Origin of the sequence: Vibrio cincinnatiensis (genome assembly GCF_022113815.1) — a bacterium.
Taxonomy (GTDB): domain Bacteria; phylum Pseudomonadota; class Gammaproteobacteria; order Enterobacterales; family Vibrionaceae; genus Vibrio; species Vibrio cincinnatiensis_A.
Genome location: NZ_SGOM01000015.1, coordinates 25291 through 47025 on the forward strand (window position 1 = coordinate 25291; position 21735 = coordinate 47025).

Here is a 21735-nt window from a genome sequence, read left to right on the forward strand (position 1 = left end):
ATGGAGGCTTAGCCTCCATTGTTTTTTATATTTGTAAGTGTGTGCTGGAGGGCTCCATGGCTGTAGCTGCCAATAAACGTTCTGTGATGACTCTATTTTCAAGTGCATCTGATATGTATAGCCATCAGGTACGTATTGTGCTGGCTGAAAAAGGTGTCAGTGTTGAAGTTGAGCTGGTTGACGAAGATAACCTACCAGGTGAACTGATTGAACTGAACCCATACAAGTCGGTCCCTACTCTGGTTGACCGTGAGCTTGCGCTTTATGATTCAAAAATCATTATGGAATACTTGGATGAACGTTTTCCTCATCCACCTTTAATGCCGGTTTACCCTGTTGCTCGTGGTAATAGCCGTCTAATGATTTATCGCATTGAAAGAAACTGGTATTCATTGGCTGAAAAAGTAGTCAATGGTAATGCGAGTGAAGCGGAAGCAGCACGTAACAAATTACGTAATGATCTTCTGACTCTTGCTCCTGTATTTGCTGAATATGAATACTTTATGAGTGAAGAGTTTAGCCTGATTGACTGCTACTTAGCGCCTCTACTATGGCGTTTACCGGTTTTAGGTATTGAATTGATTGGCCCTGGCTCAAAAGAGCTTAAAGTCTATATGAATCGCGTATTTGAACGTGACTCATTCCTTGCTTCGCTAACAGAAGCAGAGCGTGAGATGCGCCTGTCTCGTTAATGGGTGTGTGATGAATATTGAACAAATGACACCTCGCCGACCATTTATGCTACGTGCATTTTATGATTGGTTGCTGGAGAATGAATTAACCCCTCATCTTGTCGTTGATGCGACTTTAAATGGTGTTCGTGTTCCGATGGAATATGTGCAAGATGGGCAAATCATTTTAAATGTCGCGCCTCGTGCTGTGGGTAATTTAGAACTGGGTAATGATGAAGTCACGTTCAGTGCTCGGTTTGGCGGTCGTCCCCATTTAGTGATCGTTCCACTGTATGCGGTTCAAGCCATTTATGCGCGTGAAAATGGGGCTGGAACCATGTTTGATCCAGAACCTGCATATCAGCAAGCGCTTGATCAAGTTTATAGTGAGGAATCGTTTGAGGATGTTAGCGGTGAGACCACATCAACAGATGAACCGCCTAAGCCTCAAGGTAGACCAAGTCTGCGTGTCGTTAAATAGAGTTGATTGTTAAATAAAAAAAGCAGCGTAATCGCTGCTTTTTTATTGGTCAGTCAGAGTTGGGTTGACTGGTTTAATCGGCATACTCAAATGCTTTTATCACCTGTCTGACCCCGGAGACATGTCGAGCAACATCAGTAGCAATATCGGCATGTTCGCGGGTGATATAGCCAAATAAAAAGACTTCTCTATCTTCGGTGATAACAGAGACTTTGACTCCGCTCAGCTCTGACTTTGCTAACAATGCCGATTTTACTTTAGTTGTTATCCAGCTATCGTTACTGATTTCACCAAAAGAGAGCGGGGTTTTTATTTTGACTTGGTTGTGTAATTTCTCGACCCCTTTTACCTGTTCTGCTTGTTCAATAAAAGTATCTAATAATTCAGAATTTTGAGACTGTCCGATTAATACGACTGAGCCACGAAATGCATAGGCTGTTATGCGCATTTCACCCCGATACGGCGGTTTGTTACTTAAGCCTGTGATTTCTAAAGCTAGATTTTTATCTTGCCAGATTTCAGATGTGGTACGGGGGTCTGTGGCAATGTTCACGGTTGTCGCAGCGCCTGCCACAAAAAGTCCAGCGCATCCAGACAACATCGGTAGAAGTAGGAGAAGTGGCAGTAGAGAGAAGCGAGAAAACCGCAAGTTTTTCATTATTTACTCTTCGTGGGCTGGGAATAACACTTGGTCAATAAGATCGCATAAACAATGAAGTGTTACCATATGAACTTCATGAATGCGTGCTGTCCGATGTGATGGTATCCGAATTTCCACATCATTTTCGCCTAATAATCCGGCCATTTCGCCCCCATCTTTACCTGTTAAAGCGATGATGGTCATATCTCGTGTCACCGCTGCTTCCATGGCTTTAATGATATTTTTGCTGTTACCACTGGTTGAGAGCACCAGCAAAATATCTCCGGCTTGCCCAAATGCTCTTACTTGTTTGGAGAAAATCTCTTGGTAGTGGTAGTCATTGGCAACTGCGGTTAACGTGGTGTTATCTGCGGTCAAAGCCATCGCTGGGAGGCTTGGGCGTTCTGTTTCAAACCGATTAAGTAGGCAAGAAGCAAATTGTTGAGCGTTTGCTGCTGAGCCACCATTGCCACAGCATAAAATCTTTTGTCCATTGAGTAGGCTGGCAACCATTACTTGTGCGGCATGCATAATGGCATCAGGTAACGCTTCTGCTGCGGCAATTTGAATTTGAATACTTTCAGTAAAACTATCTTTAATGCTGTCAAGCATGGATTATCCTTGGGTAATTGCGTTTTTTATCCACTCGATATGTTGGCCATGTTGATGAATGGCAACTACATCAAAACGAAAGTCAGTGCTCTCGGCATGGTAACCTCGCTTGAGCATCCACCAATTGGCAGCTTTAATCAAGCGAGCTTGTTTGTGGAAGGTGACGGCTTCTGCCGCATGCCCATGGTTTTGATTCTTGCGATATTTGACTTCAACAAATACAAAACAAGATCCATCTTGCATGACCAGATCTAATTCACCTCCACGTGCGTGGAAATTTTTCTCTAAAAAACTTAGCCCTTGGCGACTTAAATAATCGGCCGCCAATTGCTCATAATGTTGTCCGGTTTCTCTATGGCTAAAGAGCCCCATGTTCTGACCAGCTAATTTCACGCTGTACGACACACTGCTCATCGATTCCAAGCAAGCCAGTTTGACCCTGAATCGTATAGCCTTGGACTACTTTCATCTGAGGGAGTTCCACCATCAATTGATAGGCATCCATTCCTAGCGCCTGTAAGCGACGATCGGCATTGGAAGACTTAGGCCATAGCTGTTCAACTTGCTTAGCGATAGTTTGTGTGGGTTGGATAAGTAGCGGAATATCACTATAGGTGATGCCCGAAAGGTCTTCAAACTGGCGCCCCCCCCCATTACTGGTTGAGTTGGAAAATAGCTTAGGTGGCTGTGTATCGGGGTTAATCGCAACTTCGATAAAAGGTTTGATCAAAGTGAGATCAGCACTGCTGGCGGCAATGTAAACGGCATCAATATCTCGACGGCTACGGGGTTGGCTTTCAAAATTCATGCCTAATAACGCATTCATTTGCGCAATGTTTTGTTGGCTTTCTTGCAGCCCCAAGACATCATTAATGTTGCGTTGTAGCTGGCGTTTATCTCCGAAGAGATTGGTAGCAACCGCATTTTTGCTAAATTTATGCCATTCTTGATTAAAGGCATCAACAACCCGTTCACCGTAACTGCCTTGTGGGGCCAATACTAATGGGTACTGATAACCTTGACTAAATAGGTATTTCGCGGCTTGAGCTACTTCTTGTTCTGGTGACAGCGTTAAATAACAAGTATCAGCCTGTTCATCCATATGTTCAGGGATGTTTAAGGCTAAAGTTGGAATACTCTGTCCACGTTGTTGTTGGAATGATTGCAGCTTTTCTATGTTGTCTTTGACTAAGGGACCAACAACAAAGTCAATGTTCTTTTCGTTGAGAATAGCATCAATTGATTCTAATGTTTCTGCATTGGTATCTAAAACTGTTAATGTGGCATCCGGTTGGCGCTGTGAGTCATTCATCATTGCCATAATAAAACCATCACGAATTAACTGAGCTTGCTTAGCAAAGCGGCCAGTTAAAGGCAATAAGAGAGCTGTGTGAGTCGGTTGAACCAGATCAAGTGCTAAAATATCTTGGATAGTCTGAGGTGTGTATAACGCTGCTGGATGTTGAGAGTTTTCCTGCAACCACTTTTCTAAGGTAGTTTTCAGTTGCGGTAAATCTCCGGCCAGTGTTTTGACATAAATCGTCAACTGCAACCAACCATCTAAAATGTCTTCATTAGGTTGTACTGAAAACTTAGTAATGGCGTAGCTAGAATAGCGGTTGAGGTTAATCCAGATTTGGTCTGCAATCGCTTCTTGTTGATCGGGGGAAGTTAGATCATACAGCGCTACGAGTTCCCGGCTTGAATCAAAAGAACGATTAAGGGCGGTAAAAATATCGGCTCTTAATTGGTGGTAGACCTGCCACTGTTGAGGGGCTAACGACCAGTTTGCTTTGAAGTTAAGCTGAGTTAAGGCTTGTTGATACTGCTCATGGTTGGCCAACAATTGTGCTCTGGCAAGTTGCCATTCCGCTTGCTGCGCTACGGTTAAATGTTGTTTCGATAGGCGGCGAATCAGCAGCTCCGCTTGAGTCGTATCGCCCTCTGCAACCGCAGCTTTTAACGCCATGATTAACCAGTCATTTTGCACATTATCTTGGCTGCTATCAGCCCGCATTAAATACGTTTGTGCCGTCAGTTCGGGTTGGCTGGTAATATCGACCGATTCAGGAATCGAAGAGGTCGTTGAACAAGCTGCAAGCATGATTGCTAATGCAACAGGAGTGAGTAAGCGTGTTACACTGCGTCTCTGATGGTTCTTCATAGCCATGAGTTCTTTCATTATTCCGTGTAAAATTGTCTCTATATTAATCGTTGAAGTGATGGTAAACAAATGACAGATAACAAAACCTTACTTGCTGAGGTCCCGACGCTCTATATCGTTCCTACGCCTATTGGCAACTTAGGGGATATTACCCAGCGGGCGCTCGATGTGCTTTCTCGTGTTGATGTTATCGCAGCGGAAGATACACGTCATACTGGCAAATTACTGGCTCACTTCAATATTCAAACGAAGACGTTCGCCTTGCATGATCACAATGAACAACAAAAAGCTCAAGTATTAGTTGATAAATTATTGTCAGGTCTTTCTATTGCTCTTGTTTCCGATGCGGGAACCCCTCTTATTAGTGATCCAGGTTATCATTTAGTGACTCAATGTCGTCAAGCGGGTGTTAAAGTTGTCCCGCTTCCAGGGGCTTGTGCTGTGATTACTGCGCTAAGTGCTTCCGGTTTACCTTCTGACCGGTTCAGTTTTGAAGGATTTCTTCCGGCCAAAAGTAAGGGGCGTAAAGATAAATTTTTAGAAGTAGCGAAAGCAGAACGAACCTGCATTTTTTATGAGTCTCCACATCGTATTACGGAATCTTTGCAAGATATGTTAGAGATTCTTGGTCCAGATCGTCAGGTTGTGCTTGCTCGTGAACTGACCAAAACCTTTGAAACGATCCAAGGGTTACCGCTTGGTGAACTGATTGCATGGATGGAAGAAGATGAAAACCGTAAACGTGGAGAGATGGTACTGCTTGTTCATGGTTATCGAGAAGAAAAAGAGGATGCTCTACCGGATGAAGCATTAAGAACGTTGGCCATTTTAACCAAAGAGTTACCACTAAAAAAAGCGGCCGCGTTATCGGCAGAAATTTATAATTTGAAAAAAAATGCCTTGTATAAATGGGGGCTGGATAATTTAGCTTAGTGGTGCTTTTTTGAGCGGTTAAACTAATATCTGGCAGATGCTTGGATTGTTGCTAGACAGCCCTTCTGGTTATCTATAGAATCCGTGCCCGGAGTTGACTGGGTAGTCGCTGCCTTATTGACGTCCCTTAACCTAGTGTTAGGGAGACTGATAAGGGGGAGGAAAGTCCGGGCTCCATAGAGCAGGGTGCCAGGTAACGCCTGGGGGGCGCAAGCCTACGACAAGTGCAGCAGAGAGAAGACCGCCGATGGCCCCTTTTTGGGGATCAGGTAAGGGTGAAAGGGTGCGGTAAGAGCGCACCGTGCGTCTGGCAACAGTTCGTAGCAAGGTAAACTCCACCCGGAGCAAGACCAAATAGGCTTCCACATAGCGTTGCTCGCGTTAGGAGGCGGGTAGGTTGCTTGAGCCAGTGAGTGATTGCTGGCCTAGAGGAATGGCTACTACCGCGCAAGCGGAACAGAACCCGGCTTATATGTCGACTCCACCTATTCAGACCCATTATAGCCTTCCGGTTATAATGGGTTTTTTGCTTTTTATTGACTTAGCCGATAGTAAAACCATTAAACTTAGCGCAATGTCACGTCCTATCTATGCTTATGGGTAGCAGTGAAGTGGGAAATCGGTACACTAACTTATCATCAAGACCGCTTAATTGAGCGAAACGAGAATATTATGACTGAATCTTTCCAACACATTTCGGTGTTGCTTCATGAATCCATAGCCGGGCTCGCCATTAAACCTGATGGTATTTATATCGATGGGACTTTTGGGCGTGGTGGGCATAGCCGAACCATTTTATCTCAACTTGGAGAGAACGGACGCTTATACAGTATTGATCGAGATCCACAAGCCATCGCGGAAGCGAAAAAAATAGAGGATCCACGTTTTACCATTATTCATGGCCCCTTCTCTGGCATTGCAGAGTATGTGCAGCAATATGGATTGCAAGGCAAAGTGGATGGGGTGCTGTTTGATTTAGGCGTTTCTTCTCCGCAACTTGATGATGCCGAGCGGGGGTTTAGCTTTATGAAAGATGGCCCGTTGGATATGCGAATGGATCCCAGTTCAGGCATTCCGGTTTCTCAATGGTTACTGGAAGCCGATCTTGATGATATCACTTGGGTGATTCGTGAATTCGGTGAAGATAAACATGCTAGGCGTATTGCCAAAGCCATTGTTGCCTATCGAGAGGATGCCGATAACGAACCTCTGACGCGAACCAGCCAATTGGCGAAACTCATTTCAGAAGCGGCTCCAAAAAGTTTTAAAGAGAAAAAACACCCTGCTACGCGAGCATTTCAAGCGTTTCGTATTTACATTAATAGTGAACTTGAAGAGATTGATACCGCTTTACAGGGGGCGGCAAGCATTTTAGCGCCTCAAGGCCGCCTTTCCGTGATCAGTTTTCACTCGCTAGAAGATAGAATGGTAAAACGTTTTATGCGCAAAGAGAGCAAAGGCCCAGAAGTGCCACATGGCATCCCGCTTACAGAGGCCCAAATTCGTGCATTGGGTAGTGCAAAATTGAAAACAGTGGGTAAAGCAATAAAACCGTCGGAACAAGAGGTGGCTTTAAACCCCCGTTCACGAAGTTCGGTTTTACGTATTGCAGAAAAACTGTAAATCTCGTTATGTCTTCATCTAAGCCCAACCTCACCAAATTGATTGTACTCGACCTATTAACGGTAGGCCGAGTCCCCCTCCTGCTTCTTTTTATTATTTTTGCCAGTGCTATGGGGGTGGTTTTTACGACTCACCATACGCGGCAAGCGATCACTGAGAAAAATGTGGCGTTGCAGCAGCGCGATCATCTGGATAACGAATGGCGAAATTTAATTTTGGAAGAGACTGCTTTATCTGAGCATAGCCGGGTGCAGGATTTAGCCAGAAGAGAGCTGGAGATGAAGCGACCGGATGCGGATAAAGAGGTTATGATTGAATTAAAATGACCAGAAAACCCTTAAAGAAAAAAGCACAACCTGCCCAGACGGCGCGGAAGAGCGAACCCTCTTCTCCGGTTTTCATTCGCTGGCGATTCTTCTTAATTATTTTTTTTGTGCTACTGGTATTTGGCGTATTGGTGAGCCGGCTGGCATTTATTCAAATTATTGAGCCAGATAATTTGATTCGTGAAGGTGATTTGCGTTCAATTCGAGCCCAGACCTTACATTCTGCTCGTGGCATTATTTCCGATCGTAACGGTGAAGCACTAGCGGTCAGTGTTCCTGTCGAAGCCGTGTGGGCTGACCCTGTTACCATATTTAAGCAAGGTGGTTTGATTGAGAAAGATCGGTGGCATGCATTAGCCGATGTGCTTGGTCTTGATCGACAAGAGATGCTAAAAAAAATCGAAAGTAATCAAACCCGTCGATTTATTTATTTACAGCGTCAAGTCAGCCCTGCGATGGCCAAATACATCCGGGAACTCAAATTGTCCGGCGTTGGCCTTAAGTCAGAATCTCGCCGTTATTATCCTGCAGGAGAAGTCAGTGCTCACCTTATAGGGGTGACCGGTATTGATGGCCATGGTTTAGAAGGGGTTGAGCGTAGCTATGATAAATGGCTCACTGGCGAGGCAGGAAAGAGCATTATTCGTAAAGACCGCTATGGACGTGTGGTTGAAAATATCGCGTTAGAAGAGCGAGAAGAAGGTAAACCATTACAGCTCACTATTGATCAACGCTTACAAGCGATCGCTTTTCGAGCGGTAAAACAAGCGATGGCGGATTATCGAGCTACGTCTGCGTCGGCGGTTATGTTGGATGTTAAAACCGGAGCGGTGTTAGCGATGGTTAATGCACCGTCATACAACCCCAATAACCGTAGTGATTGGCAAAGTTTTAAGATGCGAAATCGAGTCATTACCGATGCGTTTGAGCCAGGCTCTACCGTGAAGCCTTTTGTGGTTTTGGCTGCTTTGGTTAATGGCATTGCTAATGAGAAAACCATCATTGATACCGGTGATGGCGTGATGCAACTGGGAGGTAGCCGAGTGCGTGATACCTCGAAAGTTGGAAAAGCCAATTTACAAATGATTTTGAAAAAATCCAGTAATATTGGTGTTGCGAAACTGGCATTAGACATGCCACTGGAAGCCCTACTTGGTATGTATGGTTCGGTGGGGTTAGGCGAAATGTCTGGCCTTAATTTAGTCGGTGAAAGTAGTGGTATTTTTCCCAATCGTCGTCGCTGGTCACAGTTTGAAATCGCCACATTGGCCTTTGGCTATGGGATTTCCATTACCCCCATTCAGTTAGCGCATGCTTATGCTACCTTAGGCAATTTAGGGGTTTACCAACCCATTCATATTATTGATAGCAATCAGCAAAATTTATCGCACCGTATTGTTGAAGAGCACTACGCCAAACAAGTATTAGACATGCTAGAAACGGTGACGCAACCGGGGGGGACTGCCGTTAAAGCGGCGGTGCCAGGCTATCGTATCGCCGCTAAATCTGGTACATCACGCAAGGCTATCGCCGGAGGGTATAGTGATGAATATTTTGCTTATACCGCAGGGGTCGCGCCGGTGAGTGACCCTCGTATTTCATTAGTGGTGATGGTGAATGAACCCCAAGGGGATTCTTATTACGGTGGTGCGGTCGCTGGCCCCGTATTTTCTGAAATCATGAAAGGGGCGTTACAGATCTTAAATATTGCTCCTGATGAAAACCGCTTCCAATAACCAGTAAGCCATTTAACGATGATCAGTAATGTGGAATAACCATGAATACTTGCCACTCTTTAGCTCAGTTACTTGCTCCTTGGCTCTTTATCAATGATTCACGTTTAGAATCTTGTTTTGTCCAGCAGTTACAGCTGGATAGCCGCCATGTTCAGCCTGGTGATACATTTATTGCCATTCAAGGGCATACCATTGATGGGCGGAAATTCATCGATAAAGCCATTGAGCAAGGGGCGAATTCGGTATTAGCTCAAGCGAGTGAATCCTTTCCTCATGGCCACCTCGAATTTAGAGGTTTGGTCCCGGTTCTTTTTATTCATGCATTGCCTGAGGTTTTATCTGAACTGGCGGGGCGGGTGTATGGTGGGCATCATAATCAGGTGATCGCGGTTACGGGGACCAATGGTAAAACCACCATTAGCCAGTTAATTGCTCAATGGCTTGAGGCGACAGGGAAACAAGCGGCCGTGATGGGGACAACCGGTAATGGTTTTTTATCGTCATTGCAAGCCACGCATAACACCACGGGAAATGCCGTTGAAGTTCAGGCTATGCTGCGCCAGTTAGCAGAAGATGGAGCTCGCTATACGGCAATGGAAGTCTCATCACATGGCCTAGTTCAGGGACGAGTTAAAGCGGTGCCTTTTGTGGCTGGGATCTTTTCCAATTTAAGCCGTGATCACCTTGATTATCACGGTACGATGGCGGCTTATGCAGAGGCCAAGCTTTCTCTGTTTACTGAACACCGTTGCCAACAAGCCATTATTAATATTGATGATCCGGTGGGAGCCAAGTGGGGAGAGATGCTCCCTCATGCGATTGGTGTTTCACTCTATACCCAACCGACGACAGAGAAAGCATTGTGGGCTACTTCCGTTCATTATGCTGAAAATGGTATTTCGATCGATTTTTCTGGTAGTTGGGGAGAAGGGCATCTGAAGGTGCCGTTAATCGGTGAATTCAATGCGGGAAATGTGTTGCTTGCATTAGCTACCTTACTGAGCTTGGGCATCGATAAACACACCTTACTTGAGACGGCAACTCAACTACGACCAGTCATTGGACGAATGGAACTGTTTCATGCCCCAGGCAAAGCTCAAGTTGTGGTGGATTACGCACATACTCCCGATGCGTTAGAAAAAGCTTTACAGGCATTACGTGTTCATTGCCGCGGAAAATTGTGGGCGATTTTTGGTTGTGGAGGCGATCGAGATAAAGGTAAGCGCCCTATGATGGCTGCGATTGCTGAACAGTTTGCGGATGAAGTGATCTTAACCGATGACAACCCGCGCAGTGAATCTCCGGATGACATTATTCAAGATATGTTGACTGGGTTAACGCGCCAACAGGCTTATGTCGAACACGATCGCTTTAAAGCATTAGAATATGCTCTGCAACAAGCCTTCGACGATGACATTATTTTACTGGCGGGAAAAGGGCATGAAGAATACCAAATTCTCGCTCACCAGACGGTTCACTATTCCGATCGAGAATCGGCACGCATTTTATTGGAGCGTTGATCATGATAGCAACTAATCTTGAGACACTTTGTTCCGTGTTAAAGGCTCAGTTAATTGGAGAAAGTCGTTCCATTGCTTCCGTCTCCACCGATACTCGCCAAATTGGTCAGCAAGCACTCTTCGTGGCATTAGTCGGTGAGCGGTTTGATGCCCACCAGTTTGCTCAACAGGCAGTAGAGGCGGGCGCTTGTGCACTGCTTGTTGAACGTCCGTTGCCGGTCGATGTTCCCCAGCTAGTGGTCAATAATACGAAACAAGCACTCGGACAACTGGCTGCATGGGTGCATCAACAGTGTCAAACATCAACGGTTGCGATTACTGGAAGCTGTGGTAAGACGACAGTAAAAGAGATGACGGCCAGTATTTTATCAGTAAAAGGACAGGTTCTGTTTACCGCTGGTAACTTTAATAATGAGGTGGGAGTGCCATTAACCTTGTTACGCTCCACTCCGCAAGATGATTTTGCTGTGATCGAGTTGGGAGCTAATCATCAAGGTGAAATCGCCTATACAGTAGGGTTGGTCAAACCCGATGTGGCTTTAGTGAATAATGTGGCCGCCGCACATTTGGAAGGCTTTGGTTCACTTGATGGAGTAAAAAAAGCCAAAGGTGAAATTTATCAAGGGTTAGCGGAAGGTAAAACCGCCGTAGTGAACTTAGATAGCCATGGGGAATCGTCTTGGGATGAGGTTTTGGCCAATAAATGTGTAAAAACATTTTCTGTTAGCCAACCGTCAGCTGACTTTTTTGCTCGGGATATTGTATTAAATGATGAGGGTAAAGCGTGTTTCACTTTAGTGACTCCACAGGGGGATACCCCGGTCTCTTTAACCATTATTGGGCAACATAACGTTGCCAATGCATTGGCCGCGAGTGCTTTAGCCATGGAAATGGGGGCGAGCCTTGATGAAGTTAAATATGGGCTTGAACATCTATTAGCCATTAAAGGCAGAGTTGATGTAACCCCTCTGTCTTCGAATATTCGGCTCATTGATGATAGTTACAATGCCAGTGTGCCGGCGATGAAAGCGGCCATTGATTTATTGGGTTCTTTTTCTGGGGTTCGTTGGTTAATTTTGGGCAATATGGCTGAGTTAGGTGAGGAAAGTCTTGCACTTCATCAGCAAGTCGGTGAACATGCTGCCCCGTTCCAATTTGATTATGTTTTGACGTACGGACAAGATGCGCGAGTGATTAGCCAATGCTGTCATGGCCAGCATTTCGATACTCATCAAGATATGTTTATGTTTATTGAGCAGCAACTCGAACAACAATCAGAACGCTCTCATGTTCTGCTCGTCAAAGGGGCGAACAGTTCAGGAATGAGTCATATTGTTGCCGCTCTCAAGGAGAAATACTCATGATTATTTGGCTTGCCGAGTTACTCCAGCCATATTTTTCGTTTTTTCGATTATTCGAATATTTATCATTTCGTGCCATTGTCAGCATTTTGACTGCATTAGGCTTATCGTTGTGGATGGGACCTCGTCTGATCAAACGATTACAGCTATTACAAATTGGTCAAGTGGTCCGTAATGATGGCCCCGAGTCTCATTTTAGTAAGCGGGGAACGCCCACTATGGGGGGCGTGATGATTTTAGCCTCGATCATCACTACTGTATTATTGTGGACGGATTTGGCTAACCCTTATGTTTGGGCCGTATTGGCGGTATTAACGGGTTACGGTGTGGTTGGTTTTGTGGATGATTACCGCAAAGTGGTGCGTAAAAATACTGATGGGCTTATTGCCCGTTGGAAATATTTTTGGCAATCCGCGATTGCATTAGTGGTTGCGTTTGCTTTGTATGCTCATGGGCAAGATACTGCAGCGACCCAACTGGTGGTGCCTTTCTTTAAAGATGTCATGCCTCAACTTGGCGTGCTCTATATTGTGTTGACCTATTTTGTCATCGTCGGGACCAGTAATGCTGTAAACCTGACCGATGGGCTAGATGGGCTAGCCATTATGCCAACTGTTTTGGTGGCCGCCGCTTTTGGTGCGATTGCTTGGGCGACGGGTAATGTTCAGTTTGCCAATTATTTACATATTCCTTATATCCCTTATACCTCTGAGCTCGTTGTCGTTTGTACGGCAATGGTCGGCGCAGGGCTTGGTTTCTTGTGGTTTAATACGTATCCCGCTCAAGTGTTTATGGGAGATGTTGGCTCGTTAGCATTAGGCGGAGCTCTGGGGACTATCGCAGTTTTGGTTCGACAGGAGTTTGTGCTGGTGATCATGGGCGGAGTGTTTGTGATGGAAACGGTATCTGTCATTTTACAGGTTGGTTCTTATAAACTGCGTGGACAACGTATTTTCCGTATGGCCCCGATTCATCACCATTATGAATTGAAAGGATGGCCGGAGCCACGAGTGATCGTACGTTTTTGGATTATTTCTATTGTATTGGTTTTGATCGGTTTAGCGACGTTGAAAGTCCGCTAAGCAAATTTGGGTAGCAAATGAAAATGGATCGTTGGCAAGGCATTCAGCATGTTGTGGTCGTTGGGCTCGGTATTACCGGGCTCTCTGTCGTTAATTATCTACGTCGCCACCACCCCTCTGTTTCAGTAAAAGTGATGGACACTCGAGAGGCGCCACCTGGGCAAGATCAGCTTACCAACGCTATCCCTCTTCACTGTGGAAGCTGGCATTCACAGTGGTTACTTGAAGCGGATTTAATTGTCACTAATCCAGGTATTGCATTGGCAACCCCAGAGATACAGCAGGCTCTTAAGCAAGGTATTCCGGTTGTCGGGGATATTGAACTGTTTGCTTGGCATGTGGATAAGCCTGTGATTGCGATTACGGGCTCTAATGGCAAAAGTACCGTGACCGATTTAACGGGAGTGTTGGCGAAAGCCGCCGGTATTGTAACGGCAGTTGGCGGTAATATTGGCGTTCCCGCCCTAGATTTGTTGGCACAAGACGCGGATCTTTATGTATTGGAACTGTCGAGTTTTCAATTAGAAACAACAGCAAATTTAGCGTTGGTTGCTGGGGCTTTCTTGAATTTATCAGAAGATCATATGGATCGATATGTGGGAATGGAAGCGTACCGACAAGCCAAATTGCGTATTTTCCAGCATGCTAAAACGGCGATTGTGAATGCGGATGATAAACAAACATTTCCTGAACATTGTTCCTCAACTCAGATAACTTTTGGGCTAAATAACTCTTTGGCTGACTACCGGGTGGCTTCTTATCAAGGGCAAGAGTGGTTATTGGCAAAAGGCGAGCCCGTTTTGCCAGTGGCGGAGTTGAGCTTAGTTGGCCGTCATAACGTTGCCAATGTATTAACCGTGCTGGCGTTATTGGATGCCGCTCATGTGGATTATCTGAGCGCATTACCAGCCTTGAAGTCTTACACTGGGTTGACACATCGTTGCCAACTGGTTGTAGATAATGATGGTATTCGCTGGGTTAATGATTCTAAAGCAACCAATGTGGCCAGTACACTGGCGGCCTTATCAGGTTTGGATATTTCTGGACGTTTGTTCCTATTGGTTGGTGGTGTTGGGAAAGGGGCCGATTTTAGTGCTCTTAAACCAGCATTAGCTCAGTTACCGGTAAGATTGTGCTGTTTTGGACGAGATGGTGATCAATTTATGTCTCTGCATCCTTCCGCACAATTCTTTACAACCATGGACGAAGCGATTCAACACATCCATCCAGAGCTGAAATCTGGAGATATGGTGCTGCTTTCTCCTGCTTGTGCAAGCTTTGATCAATTTAAACATTTTATGGCCCGAGGCGATGCTTTTGCTGCATTGGCTAAGCAGTACGCATCTGTGAAAAGGTAATTATTTTGGCTTTCTCAACCTCATATCATGCTGTGATCCGTTGGTTAAAAACACCGTCTCCTCAAGCGTTGTTTGATCGCCAACTGGTCTGGTTAGCTTTGGGGTTGATGTTGATTGGCTTAGTTATGGTGACCTCCGCCTCCTTTCCAATCAGTTCTCGTCTGACTGATCAGCCATTTCACTTTATGTTTCGTCATGGCATTTTTTTGCTGTTGGCGCTATTGACTTCTTCTGTTGTGTTACAGGTCCCAGTTGAACGGTGGATGCGTTATAGCTCTGTGCTGCTTGCAGTATCATTTTTCTTACTCATTATTGTCTTGGTCGCGGGTAAATCGGTAAATGATGCTTCTCGTTGGATACCTCTAGGGTTATTTAACTTACAACCAGCAGAAGTGGCGAAGCTTTCTTTGTTTATTTTTATGGCTGGCTATCTAGTACGTAAGCAAGATGAGGTGCGGGAAACCTTTTTTGGTGGTTTCATGAAACCCATTATGGTGTTTGGTGCACTGGCAGTATTACTGTTAGGACAACCCGATTTAGGTACCGTTATTGTGATGTTAGTCACCTTATTTGGTATGTTGTTTATCGCTGGAGCCAAATTATCGCAATTTCTTGCTTTGATGGTGGCGGGAATTTTAGCCGTTCTCGCTTTGATTGCAGCAGAGCCTTACCGTATTCGTCGTGTGACTTCTTTTCTTGACCCTTGGGATGACCCTTTTGGTAGTGGTTATCAGTTAACTCAGTCATTGATGGCCTTTGGTCGAGGTGAGTGGTTTGGACAAGGCTTAGGGAATTCTATACAAAAGTTAGAGTACTTGCCTGAAGCTCATACCGATTTTGTTTTTGCTGTGATGGCTGAAGAGTTAGGTTTTGTGGGCGTTGTTCTGGTGCTTGCTTTAATTTTTAGCTTGGTACTGAAAGCGTTATTGATTGGTAAAAAAGCCTTTGAACACGATCTGCAATTTGGTGGGTATTTAGCGTTTGGTATTGGTATTTGGTTTGCGTTTCAAACATTAGTCAATGTTGGTGCGGCAGCCGGCATGGTACCGACCAAAGGATTAACCTTACCGCTGATCAGTTACGGTGGGTCTAGCCTGATTATCATGTCTGTTGCTGTTTCCATTTTACTGCGTATCGATCATGAGTGTCGGCTCCTCCATACAAGAAAAGAAAAAAAGAATGATGAAGAAGAATAAACGATTAATGGTGATGGCTGGGGGAACGGGGGGGCATGTTTTTCCCGGGCTTGCCGTTGCCAAGCAGCTACAGCAACAAGGCTGGGAAATTCGTTGGCTAGGAACCGCCGATCGTATGGAAGCAGAGCTAGTGCCTAAGCATGGCATTGAGATTGATTTTATTCGTGTGAAAGGGTTACGTGGACAAGGGGTATTACGCTTACTAACCGCGCCTTGGCAAATTATTAATGCGATTTTTCAGGCTCGCCGCCATTTAAAAGCATGGCAACCTGATGCTGTGCTGGGGATGGGTGGTTATGTGAGTGGGCCTGGTGGCATTGCCGCTTGGTTACAAGGTATTCCGGTTATTCTGCATGAACAAAATGCCGTGGCTGGGCTGACTAATCGTTGGTTAGCTAAAATAGCGACGCAGGTTTTCCAAGCCTTTGAGGGGGCTTTTGTGGGAGTTCCTGTTGTGGGTAACCCTGTACGTACAGATGTTACTCAATTGCTGGAACCTGTACAACGTTTAGCCACAAGACAAGGGCCTATTCGTATTTTAGTCATGGGAGGCAGCCAAGGGGCGCGGATTTTAAACCAAACCATGCCTAGAGCGATGGCTCGTTTAGGTGAGGGGTATCAAATTCGCCATCAGGCCGGCAAGCATAATCAGAAAGAAGTCGAAGAGGCTTATGCTCTAAATGGGGTAGATCAAGTCGATGTTTTTGAATTTATCGATGATGTGGCTCAAGCTTATGCTTGGGCAGATCTCATCGTTTGTCGCTCTGGCGCTTTAACGGTCTCTGAAATATCGGCGGCAGGTGTTGCGGCTATCTTTGTTCCTTTCATGCATAAAGATCGCCAACAAGCTCTCAATGCGGATCATCTTGTTGCTTGTCACGCTGCATTAATGATTGAGCAGCCAGAACTGACGGCCGAAAGCATGGCGAATACGATTAAAGCGCTAGATCATCAGCAGCTATTGATGATGGCACAGAAGGCAAGAGCGGCCGCTAAGTTGAATGCCGATAAAGTTGTGGCTGAGGCTATTATGACCATCACCACTAACAAACAATGAGAAACAATGAATGACAGTTAAACATACCCAAGATCTGGCACAAATTCGTGCTCTGATTCCGGAAATGCGCCGAGTAAAAAGCATCCACTTTATTGGAATTGGTGGTGCTGGTATGAGTGGTATCGCAGAAGTGTTACTCAATGAAGGTTATACCATTACAGGATCAGATTTGGCCGCTAATGCCGTGACAGAGCGTCTGACCAGTAAAGGGGCCATTATCTATATTGGTCATCAAGCGGAGAACGTTCATCATGCGAGTGTGGTGGTGGTATCAACGGCTATCAATGAGCATAATCCTGAAATTATAGCAGCACGTGAAAAGCGAATCCCGATTGTTCGTCGAGCTGAAATGTTGGCTGAATTGATGCGTTTTCGACACGGAATTGCAGTTGCTGGGACGCATGGTAAAACAACGACAACCGCATTAGTCACTCAAATATATTCTGAAGCAGGATTAGATCCTACCTTTGTTAATGGTGGTTTGGTAAAAAGTGCAGGGACCAATGCCCGCTTGGGGTCGAGCCGGATCTTAATCGCTGAAGCTGATGAAAGTGATGCCTCTTTTCTCTATTTGCAGCCGATGGTAACCATCGTCACCAATATTGAAGCTGATCATATGGATACTTATGGCGGAGATTTCGAAACACTTAAACAGACCTTTATTGATTTTCTGCACAACCTTCCATTTTATGGTCAAGCGGTATTGTGCCTAGATGATCCTGTGGTGAGTGAAATTATTCCACGCATCAGCCGCCAGGTAATTACCTATGGTTTTTCAGCTCAAGCGGATGTTCGAATTGAAAACTATCATCAACAGGGACAGCAGGGTAAGTTCACCATCGTCCGTAAAGGAAAAGAAAACTTAGATATTACTCTCAATATTCCGGGACGTCATAATGCACTCAATGCTGCTGCGGCTATTGCTGTTGCGACTGAAGATGAAATTGATGATAACGTCATTTTACGAGCGATGATCAATACTCAAGGAACGGGGCGTCGATTTGATCATCTTGGTGAATTTGAGAGTGGTAAAGGAAACGTTATGTTGGTGGATGATTATGGGCATCATCCAACCGAAGTGGATGTCACCATCAAAGCTGCCCGCAGCGGTTGGGCTGAAAAACGGCTAGTTATGATTTTTCAACCTCATCGTTATACTCGAACTCGGGATCTGTATGATGATTTTGCTAACGTACTAGAACAAGTCGATGTTCTAGTCATGTTGGAGGTTTATTCTGCGGGCGAGAAAGCCATCGCAGGCGCAGATGGACGCTCTCTGTGTCGAGCCATTCGTAGCCGAGGCAAAATTGATCCGATCTTCGTTCCAGAAACGAAAGCTTTACCGTCGGTACTAGCCAATATTCTGCAAGATGGTGACTTAGTATTGACGCAAGGGGCCGGGGATATTGGTAAAATTGCCCGCCAATTAGCTGAGCTAAAATTGGATATTGAACAGATGCAAGAGCATAAATAAGTTGCATAACTGAAGCAATGCAGCAATTTAGTGACTATTTATCGTCAATTTCTGTATTTGAGTATTTGATACTTTCCATCACCTCAGTATAATTCAGAGGTTAAAGCCAATGCTTTTACCTCTATTGTAAAATAAATAGGGAATCACATTGCCAATCAACATCAGGATCATCGGACTTTGATTAACTACATGTTAACCGAAAGTCGCCGCTTTTCCGCTTCATCTAGAGTAAGACAACACACCGCAGGTGGCTGTTTTTTCTTGATGGTGCTGCTGTTGCTTGGCGCTTTGCTGTACTCAACGATCAGTTGGATGTGGGATGAACATCGTCTTCCACTTTCTAAGCTCGTTTTACAAGGGGACTTACAATATGTATCGACCTTTGATGTGCAGCGAGCGTTTGCTCAACTCGAGCATATTGGCACATTTATGTCGCAAGATATTGATGCCTTACAAAGCCGAGCACAAGAGATCCCTTGGGTGGCTCATGCATCAATCAGAAAACAGTGGCCAGATACCATCAAGGTATTCTTAACCGAGCATCAAGTGGCGGCGATTTGGAATGGAAATACACTATTGGATGATAAAGGGGTTATCTTCAATGGTGATATAGGCATGGTCAAACAAGAATACGTCAAGCTCTATGGGCCTGATGACAGTGCGACAGAAGTGCTCGCCGCATGGCGAAAATATAACCCTGATTTTCAAAAAGTTGGGCTAAACATATCCTCATTAGTACTTAATGAGCGTCGAGCTTGGCAGATTATATTGGATAACGGTATCCGATTAGAGATAGGAAAAGAATCCTTAGATGAGCGCATTGCGCGCTTTTTTCTGCTCTATAAGCAGCTGGGTCGTGATACTGAACGAGTGAGTTATATCGATCTTAGATATGACACTGGTGCAGCGGTAGGTTGGTTTTTAGAGCAAGAGTGACAAAGAGAGTACAAATGACGAAAATGGCCAGTGACAGTCTTGTTGTCGGGTTAGATATTGGAACCGCTACCGTATCTGCGTTAGTGGGGGAAATTCTTCCTGATGGTCAAATCAATATTATCGGTGCAGGCAGTAGTCCTTCTCGCGGCATGGATAAAGGTGGCGTCAATGATCTCGAGTCGGTCGTCAAATCGGTTCAACGCGCCATTGACCAAGCTGAGTTGATGGCGGAATGTCAAATTAGCCATGTCTATTTATCCATTTCTGGCAGGCATATTGCTAGCAGAATTGAGAAAGGCATGGGAACTATCTCTGATGAGGAAGTTTCTCAAGAAGATATGGATCGTGCCATTCATACGGCGAAATCGATCAAAATTGGAGATGAGCAGCGCATTTTGCACGTCATTCCCCAAGAATTTACGATTGATTATCAAGAAGGCATAAAAAATCCACTAGGATTATCTGGTGTACGCATGGAAGTGAGCGTTCACCTTATTACTTGTCATAACGATATGGCTCGAAACATTATTAAAGCTGTTGAACGTTGCGGATTGAAAGTTGAGCAGTTAGTGTATTCAGGGTTAGCCGCCAGTCATGCAGTCATCACTGAAGATGAGCGGGAACTCGGTGTCTGTGTCATCGATATCGGTGCAGGAACAATGGATATTGCCATTTGGACCGGCGGCGCACTTCGACACACAGAGGTCCTCTCTTATGCGGGCAATGCCGTAACTAGTGATATAGCATTCGCGTTTGGTACGCCAGTTAGCGATGCAGAAGAAATCAAAGTGAAATACGGTTGTGCGCTAAGTGAGTTGGTCAGCAAGGATGATACGGTTAATGTTCCCAGTGTTGGGGGGCGGCCATCACGGAGTTTACAACGACAAACCTTGTCGGAAGTGATTGAGCCCCGCTACACTGAATTAATGGGGCTGGTTAACCAGACAATTGACACGGTTCAAGAAAAACTGCGCAAAGACGGAATTAAACATCATCTTGCTGCCGGTATCGTTTTAACGGGTGGCGCTGCGCAGATTGAAGGCGTTGTCGATTGTGCGGAACGGGTGTTTCGCAATCAAGTTAGGGTTGGTAAGCCGCTTGAAGTGAGTGGGCTTACTGATTATGTAAAAGAGCCGTATCATTCTACGGCAGTGGGTTTACTTCATTACGCAAGAGACAGTCAAATTAACGACGATACTGAATATCAAGAGCCTAAGCGCCAATCAATGTCGAGCTTATTGAGTCGTTTGCGTAACTGGATACAAAAAGAGTTTTAACCTGACAGCAGGAAAAACGGAGATAACACATGTTTGAACCGATGATGGAAATGTCTGACGATGCGGTAATTAAAGTCGTTGGGGTTGGTGGTGGCGGCGGTAACGCCGTAGAACACATGGTGCGTGAGTCCATCGAAGGCGTGGAATTCATCAGTATCAATACAGATGCACAAGCACTTCGTAAAGCAACCGTGAGTAGCGTTATTCAGATTGGTGGCGATATTACAAAAGGCTTAGGTGCAGGTGCCAATCCACAAGTTGGACGTGACGCAGCTCTCGAAGATCGAGATAGAATTAAAGAAGTTCTGTCAGGTGCCGATATGGTATTTGTCGCCGCTGGTATGGGTGGAGGTACAGGAACCGGTGCTGCTCCAGTGATTGCTGAAGTCGCCAAAGAATTAGGTATCTTAACGGTTGCTGTAGTTACAAAACCATTTAGCTTTGAAGGTAAAAAGCGTCTCGCATTTGCTGAACAAGGTATTGAAGAGTTGTCAAAGCATGTCGACTCCTTGATTACGATTCCAAATGAGAAACTGCTCAAGGTATTAGGTCGTGGAATCACTTTACTTGAAGCCTTTGCTAGCGCGAACGACGTACTAAAGAATGCAGTGCAGGGTATTGCTGAACTCATTACTCGCCCAGGTATGATTAACGTCGACTTTGCGGATGTAAGAACCGTGATGTCTGAAATGGGTCATGCCATGATGGGGAGTGGTGTCGCCAAAGGTGAAGACCGAGCGGAAGAGGCGGCAGAAATGGCCATTTCTAGCCCTCTGTTGGAAGATATCGATTTGGCGGGAGCTCGTGGTGTACTGGTAAATATTACCGCTGGTTTAGATATGCGTCTGGACGAATTTGAAACGGTTGGTAACACCGTAAAAGCGTTTGCTTCAGATAATGCTACGGTAGTTATTGGTACTTCTCTGGACCCAGATATGGCGGATGAGATTCGTGTTACTGTGGTCGCTACCGGTATCGGAAATGAGAAAAAACCCGATATTACTTTGGTGGCAGGCGGAAAAAGCAAAACAGCAGCGGTTGCTCAACCTCAGGCTGTGGCTCCGGCGGCTAAAGTGGAAGAGAGAGTGGCACAACCTTTGCAGGAAAAAGAAGTGAAAGCTCAGCCATCTTCGGCAGCAAGCAGTTCTTCTTCTGCTAGCCAAAGTGCAGCACCTAAGCCAGAGAAGGAAAGTGGGTACTTAGATATTCCGGCTTTTTTACGTCGTCAGGCTGATTAATATAGCGCCACAATTTGACACTGTTCAAAATTCTGGTAAGATTTCGGTCG

Annotated in this window: 20 protein-coding genes and 1 other RNA gene; 17 read left to right on the forward strand and 4 right to left on the reverse strand. The window is 45.3% G+C overall.

Annotation, left to right across the window (positions count from 1 at the left end; all coding sequences use genetic code 11):
• Window positions 1–56 precede the first annotated feature (56 nt).
• Complete coding sequence (sspA, locus tag EXA13_RS15040; protein WP_238133883.1) at window positions 57–692, forward strand: stringent starvation protein SspA; 636 nt, start codon at window positions 57–59, stop codon at window positions 690–692.
• A gap of 10 nt (window positions 693–702) precedes the next feature.
• On the forward strand, window positions 703–1152 hold the full coding sequence (gene sspB, locus EXA13_RS15045; RefSeq protein ID WP_238133884.1) for a ClpXP protease specificity-enhancing factor: 450 nt from the start codon (window positions 703–705) through the stop codon (window positions 1150–1152).
• Window positions 1153–1225: 73 nt separating this feature from the next.
• Here sspB and EXA13_RS15050 read toward each other — a convergent pair whose 3' ends face one another.
• Genes EXA13_RS15050 through EXA13_RS15065 form a run of 4 tightly spaced genes read right to left on the reverse strand, consistent with a single transcriptional unit; the run spans window position 1226 to window position 4568 of the window.
• Window positions 1226–1810 (reverse strand): BON domain-containing protein, encoded by a 585-nt coding sequence (locus EXA13_RS15050; RefSeq protein WP_238133885.1) that lies wholly within the window; start codon window positions 1808–1810, stop codon window positions 1226–1228.
• A gap of 3 nt (window positions 1811–1813) precedes the next feature.
• Window positions 1814–2404 carry a phosphoheptose isomerase gene (locus tag EXA13_RS15055; protein ID WP_078925579.1) on the reverse strand — a complete coding sequence of 197 codons (591 nt, stop codon included), beginning with the start codon at window positions 2402–2404 and terminating at the stop codon, window positions 1814–1816.
• Between the two features lie 3 nt (window positions 2405–2407).
• Entirely contained in the window at window positions 2408–2776 is a 369-nt protein-coding gene (locus EXA13_RS15060; protein WP_238133905.1) for a YraN family protein, read from the reverse strand.
• Window positions 2763–4568: a penicillin-binding protein activator gene (locus EXA13_RS15065; RefSeq protein ID WP_238133906.1), complete on the reverse strand. Its 1806-nt coding sequence runs from the start codon at window positions 4566–4568 to the stop codon at window positions 2763–2765. The genes EXA13_RS15060 and EXA13_RS15065 overlap by 14 nt, the downstream gene beginning before the upstream one ends.
• A 69-nt stretch (window positions 4569–4637) precedes the next feature.
• Between EXA13_RS15065 and rsmI the strand changes: the two genes are divergently transcribed.
• From rsmI to ftsZ, 15 genes are all read left to right on the forward strand, one after another.
• Complete coding sequence (rsmI, locus tag EXA13_RS15070) at window positions 4638–5501, forward strand: 16S rRNA (cytidine(1402)-2'-O)-methyltransferase (protein ID WP_238133886.1); 864 nt, start codon at window positions 4638–4640, stop codon at window positions 5499–5501.
• A gap of 90 nt (window positions 5502–5591) precedes the next feature.
• Window positions 5592–5988, forward strand: an RNA gene (rnpB, locus tag EXA13_RS15075) — RNase P RNA component class A.
• 185 nt (window positions 5989–6173) lie between these two features.
• On the forward strand, window positions 6174–7124 hold the full coding sequence (gene rsmH, locus EXA13_RS15080; RefSeq protein WP_238133887.1) for a 16S rRNA (cytosine(1402)-N(4))-methyltransferase RsmH: 951 nt from the start codon (window positions 6174–6176) through the stop codon (window positions 7122–7124).
• Window positions 7125–7132: 8 nt separating this feature from the next.
• Entirely contained in the window at window positions 7133–7450 is a 318-nt protein-coding gene (gene ftsL / locus EXA13_RS15085; RefSeq protein ID WP_238133888.1) for a cell division protein FtsL, read from the forward strand.
• A complete protein-coding gene (locus tag EXA13_RS15090; RefSeq protein ID WP_238133889.1) occupies window positions 7447–9186 on the forward strand; it encodes a penicillin-binding transpeptidase domain-containing protein in 1740 nt (579 codons plus the stop codon). Before ftsL ends, EXA13_RS15090 begins: the two co-directional genes overlap by 4 nt.
• A 41-nt stretch (window positions 9187–9227) precedes the next feature.
• Window positions 9228–10706 (forward strand): UDP-N-acetylmuramoyl-L-alanyl-D-glutamate--2,6-diaminopimelate ligase, encoded by a 1479-nt coding sequence (murE, locus tag EXA13_RS15095; RefSeq protein WP_238133890.1) that lies wholly within the window; start codon window positions 9228–9230, stop codon window positions 10704–10706.
• Between the two features lie 2 nt (window positions 10707–10708).
• The gene (murF, locus tag EXA13_RS15100) at window positions 10709–12070 is read left to right on the forward strand and encodes a UDP-N-acetylmuramoyl-tripeptide--D-alanyl-D-alanine ligase (RefSeq protein ID WP_238133891.1); all 1362 of its coding nucleotides are present in this window, start codon (window positions 10709–10711) and stop codon (window positions 12068–12070) included.
• The gene (mraY, locus tag EXA13_RS15105; protein WP_238133892.1) at window positions 12067–13149 is read left to right on the forward strand and encodes a phospho-N-acetylmuramoyl-pentapeptide-transferase; all 1083 of its coding nucleotides are present in this window, start codon (window positions 12067–12069) and stop codon (window positions 13147–13149) included. The genes murF and mraY overlap by 4 nt, the downstream gene beginning before the upstream one ends.
• Window positions 13150–13172: 23 nt before the next feature.
• Window positions 13173–14507, forward strand: coding sequence for a UDP-N-acetylmuramoyl-L-alanine--D-glutamate ligase (murD, locus tag EXA13_RS15110; RefSeq protein WP_238133907.1), 1335 nt, complete (start codon window positions 13173–13175; stop codon window positions 14505–14507).
• 5 nt (window positions 14508–14512) lie between these two features.
• Entirely contained in the window at window positions 14513–15703 is a 1191-nt protein-coding gene (gene ftsW, locus EXA13_RS15115) for a cell division protein FtsW (RefSeq protein WP_238133893.1), read from the forward strand.
• Window positions 15690–16760: an undecaprenyldiphospho-muramoylpentapeptide beta-N-acetylglucosaminyltransferase gene (gene murG, locus EXA13_RS15120; protein WP_238133908.1), complete on the forward strand. Its 1071-nt coding sequence runs from the start codon at window positions 15690–15692 to the stop codon at window positions 16758–16760. Before ftsW ends, murG begins: the two co-directional genes overlap by 14 nt.
• A gap of 10 nt (window positions 16761–16770) precedes the next feature.
• Complete coding sequence (murC, locus tag EXA13_RS15125; RefSeq protein ID WP_238133894.1) at window positions 16771–18234, forward strand: UDP-N-acetylmuramate--L-alanine ligase; 1464 nt, start codon at window positions 16771–16773, stop codon at window positions 18232–18234.
• A gap of 189 nt (window positions 18235–18423) precedes the next feature.
• Entirely contained in the window at window positions 18424–19170 is a 747-nt protein-coding gene (locus EXA13_RS15130) for a cell division protein FtsQ/DivIB (protein WP_430794495.1), read from the forward strand.
• Between the two features lie 14 nt (window positions 19171–19184).
• Window positions 19185–20447 carry a cell division protein FtsA gene (gene ftsA, locus EXA13_RS15135; protein WP_238133896.1) on the forward strand — a complete coding sequence of 421 codons (1263 nt, stop codon included), beginning with the start codon at window positions 19185–19187 and terminating at the stop codon, window positions 20445–20447.
• Window positions 20448–20476: 29 nt separating this feature from the next.
• Complete coding sequence (ftsZ, locus tag EXA13_RS15140; protein ID WP_238133897.1) at window positions 20477–21685, forward strand: cell division protein FtsZ; 1209 nt, start codon at window positions 20477–20479, stop codon at window positions 21683–21685.
• Window positions 21686–21735: the final 50 nt, after the last annotated feature.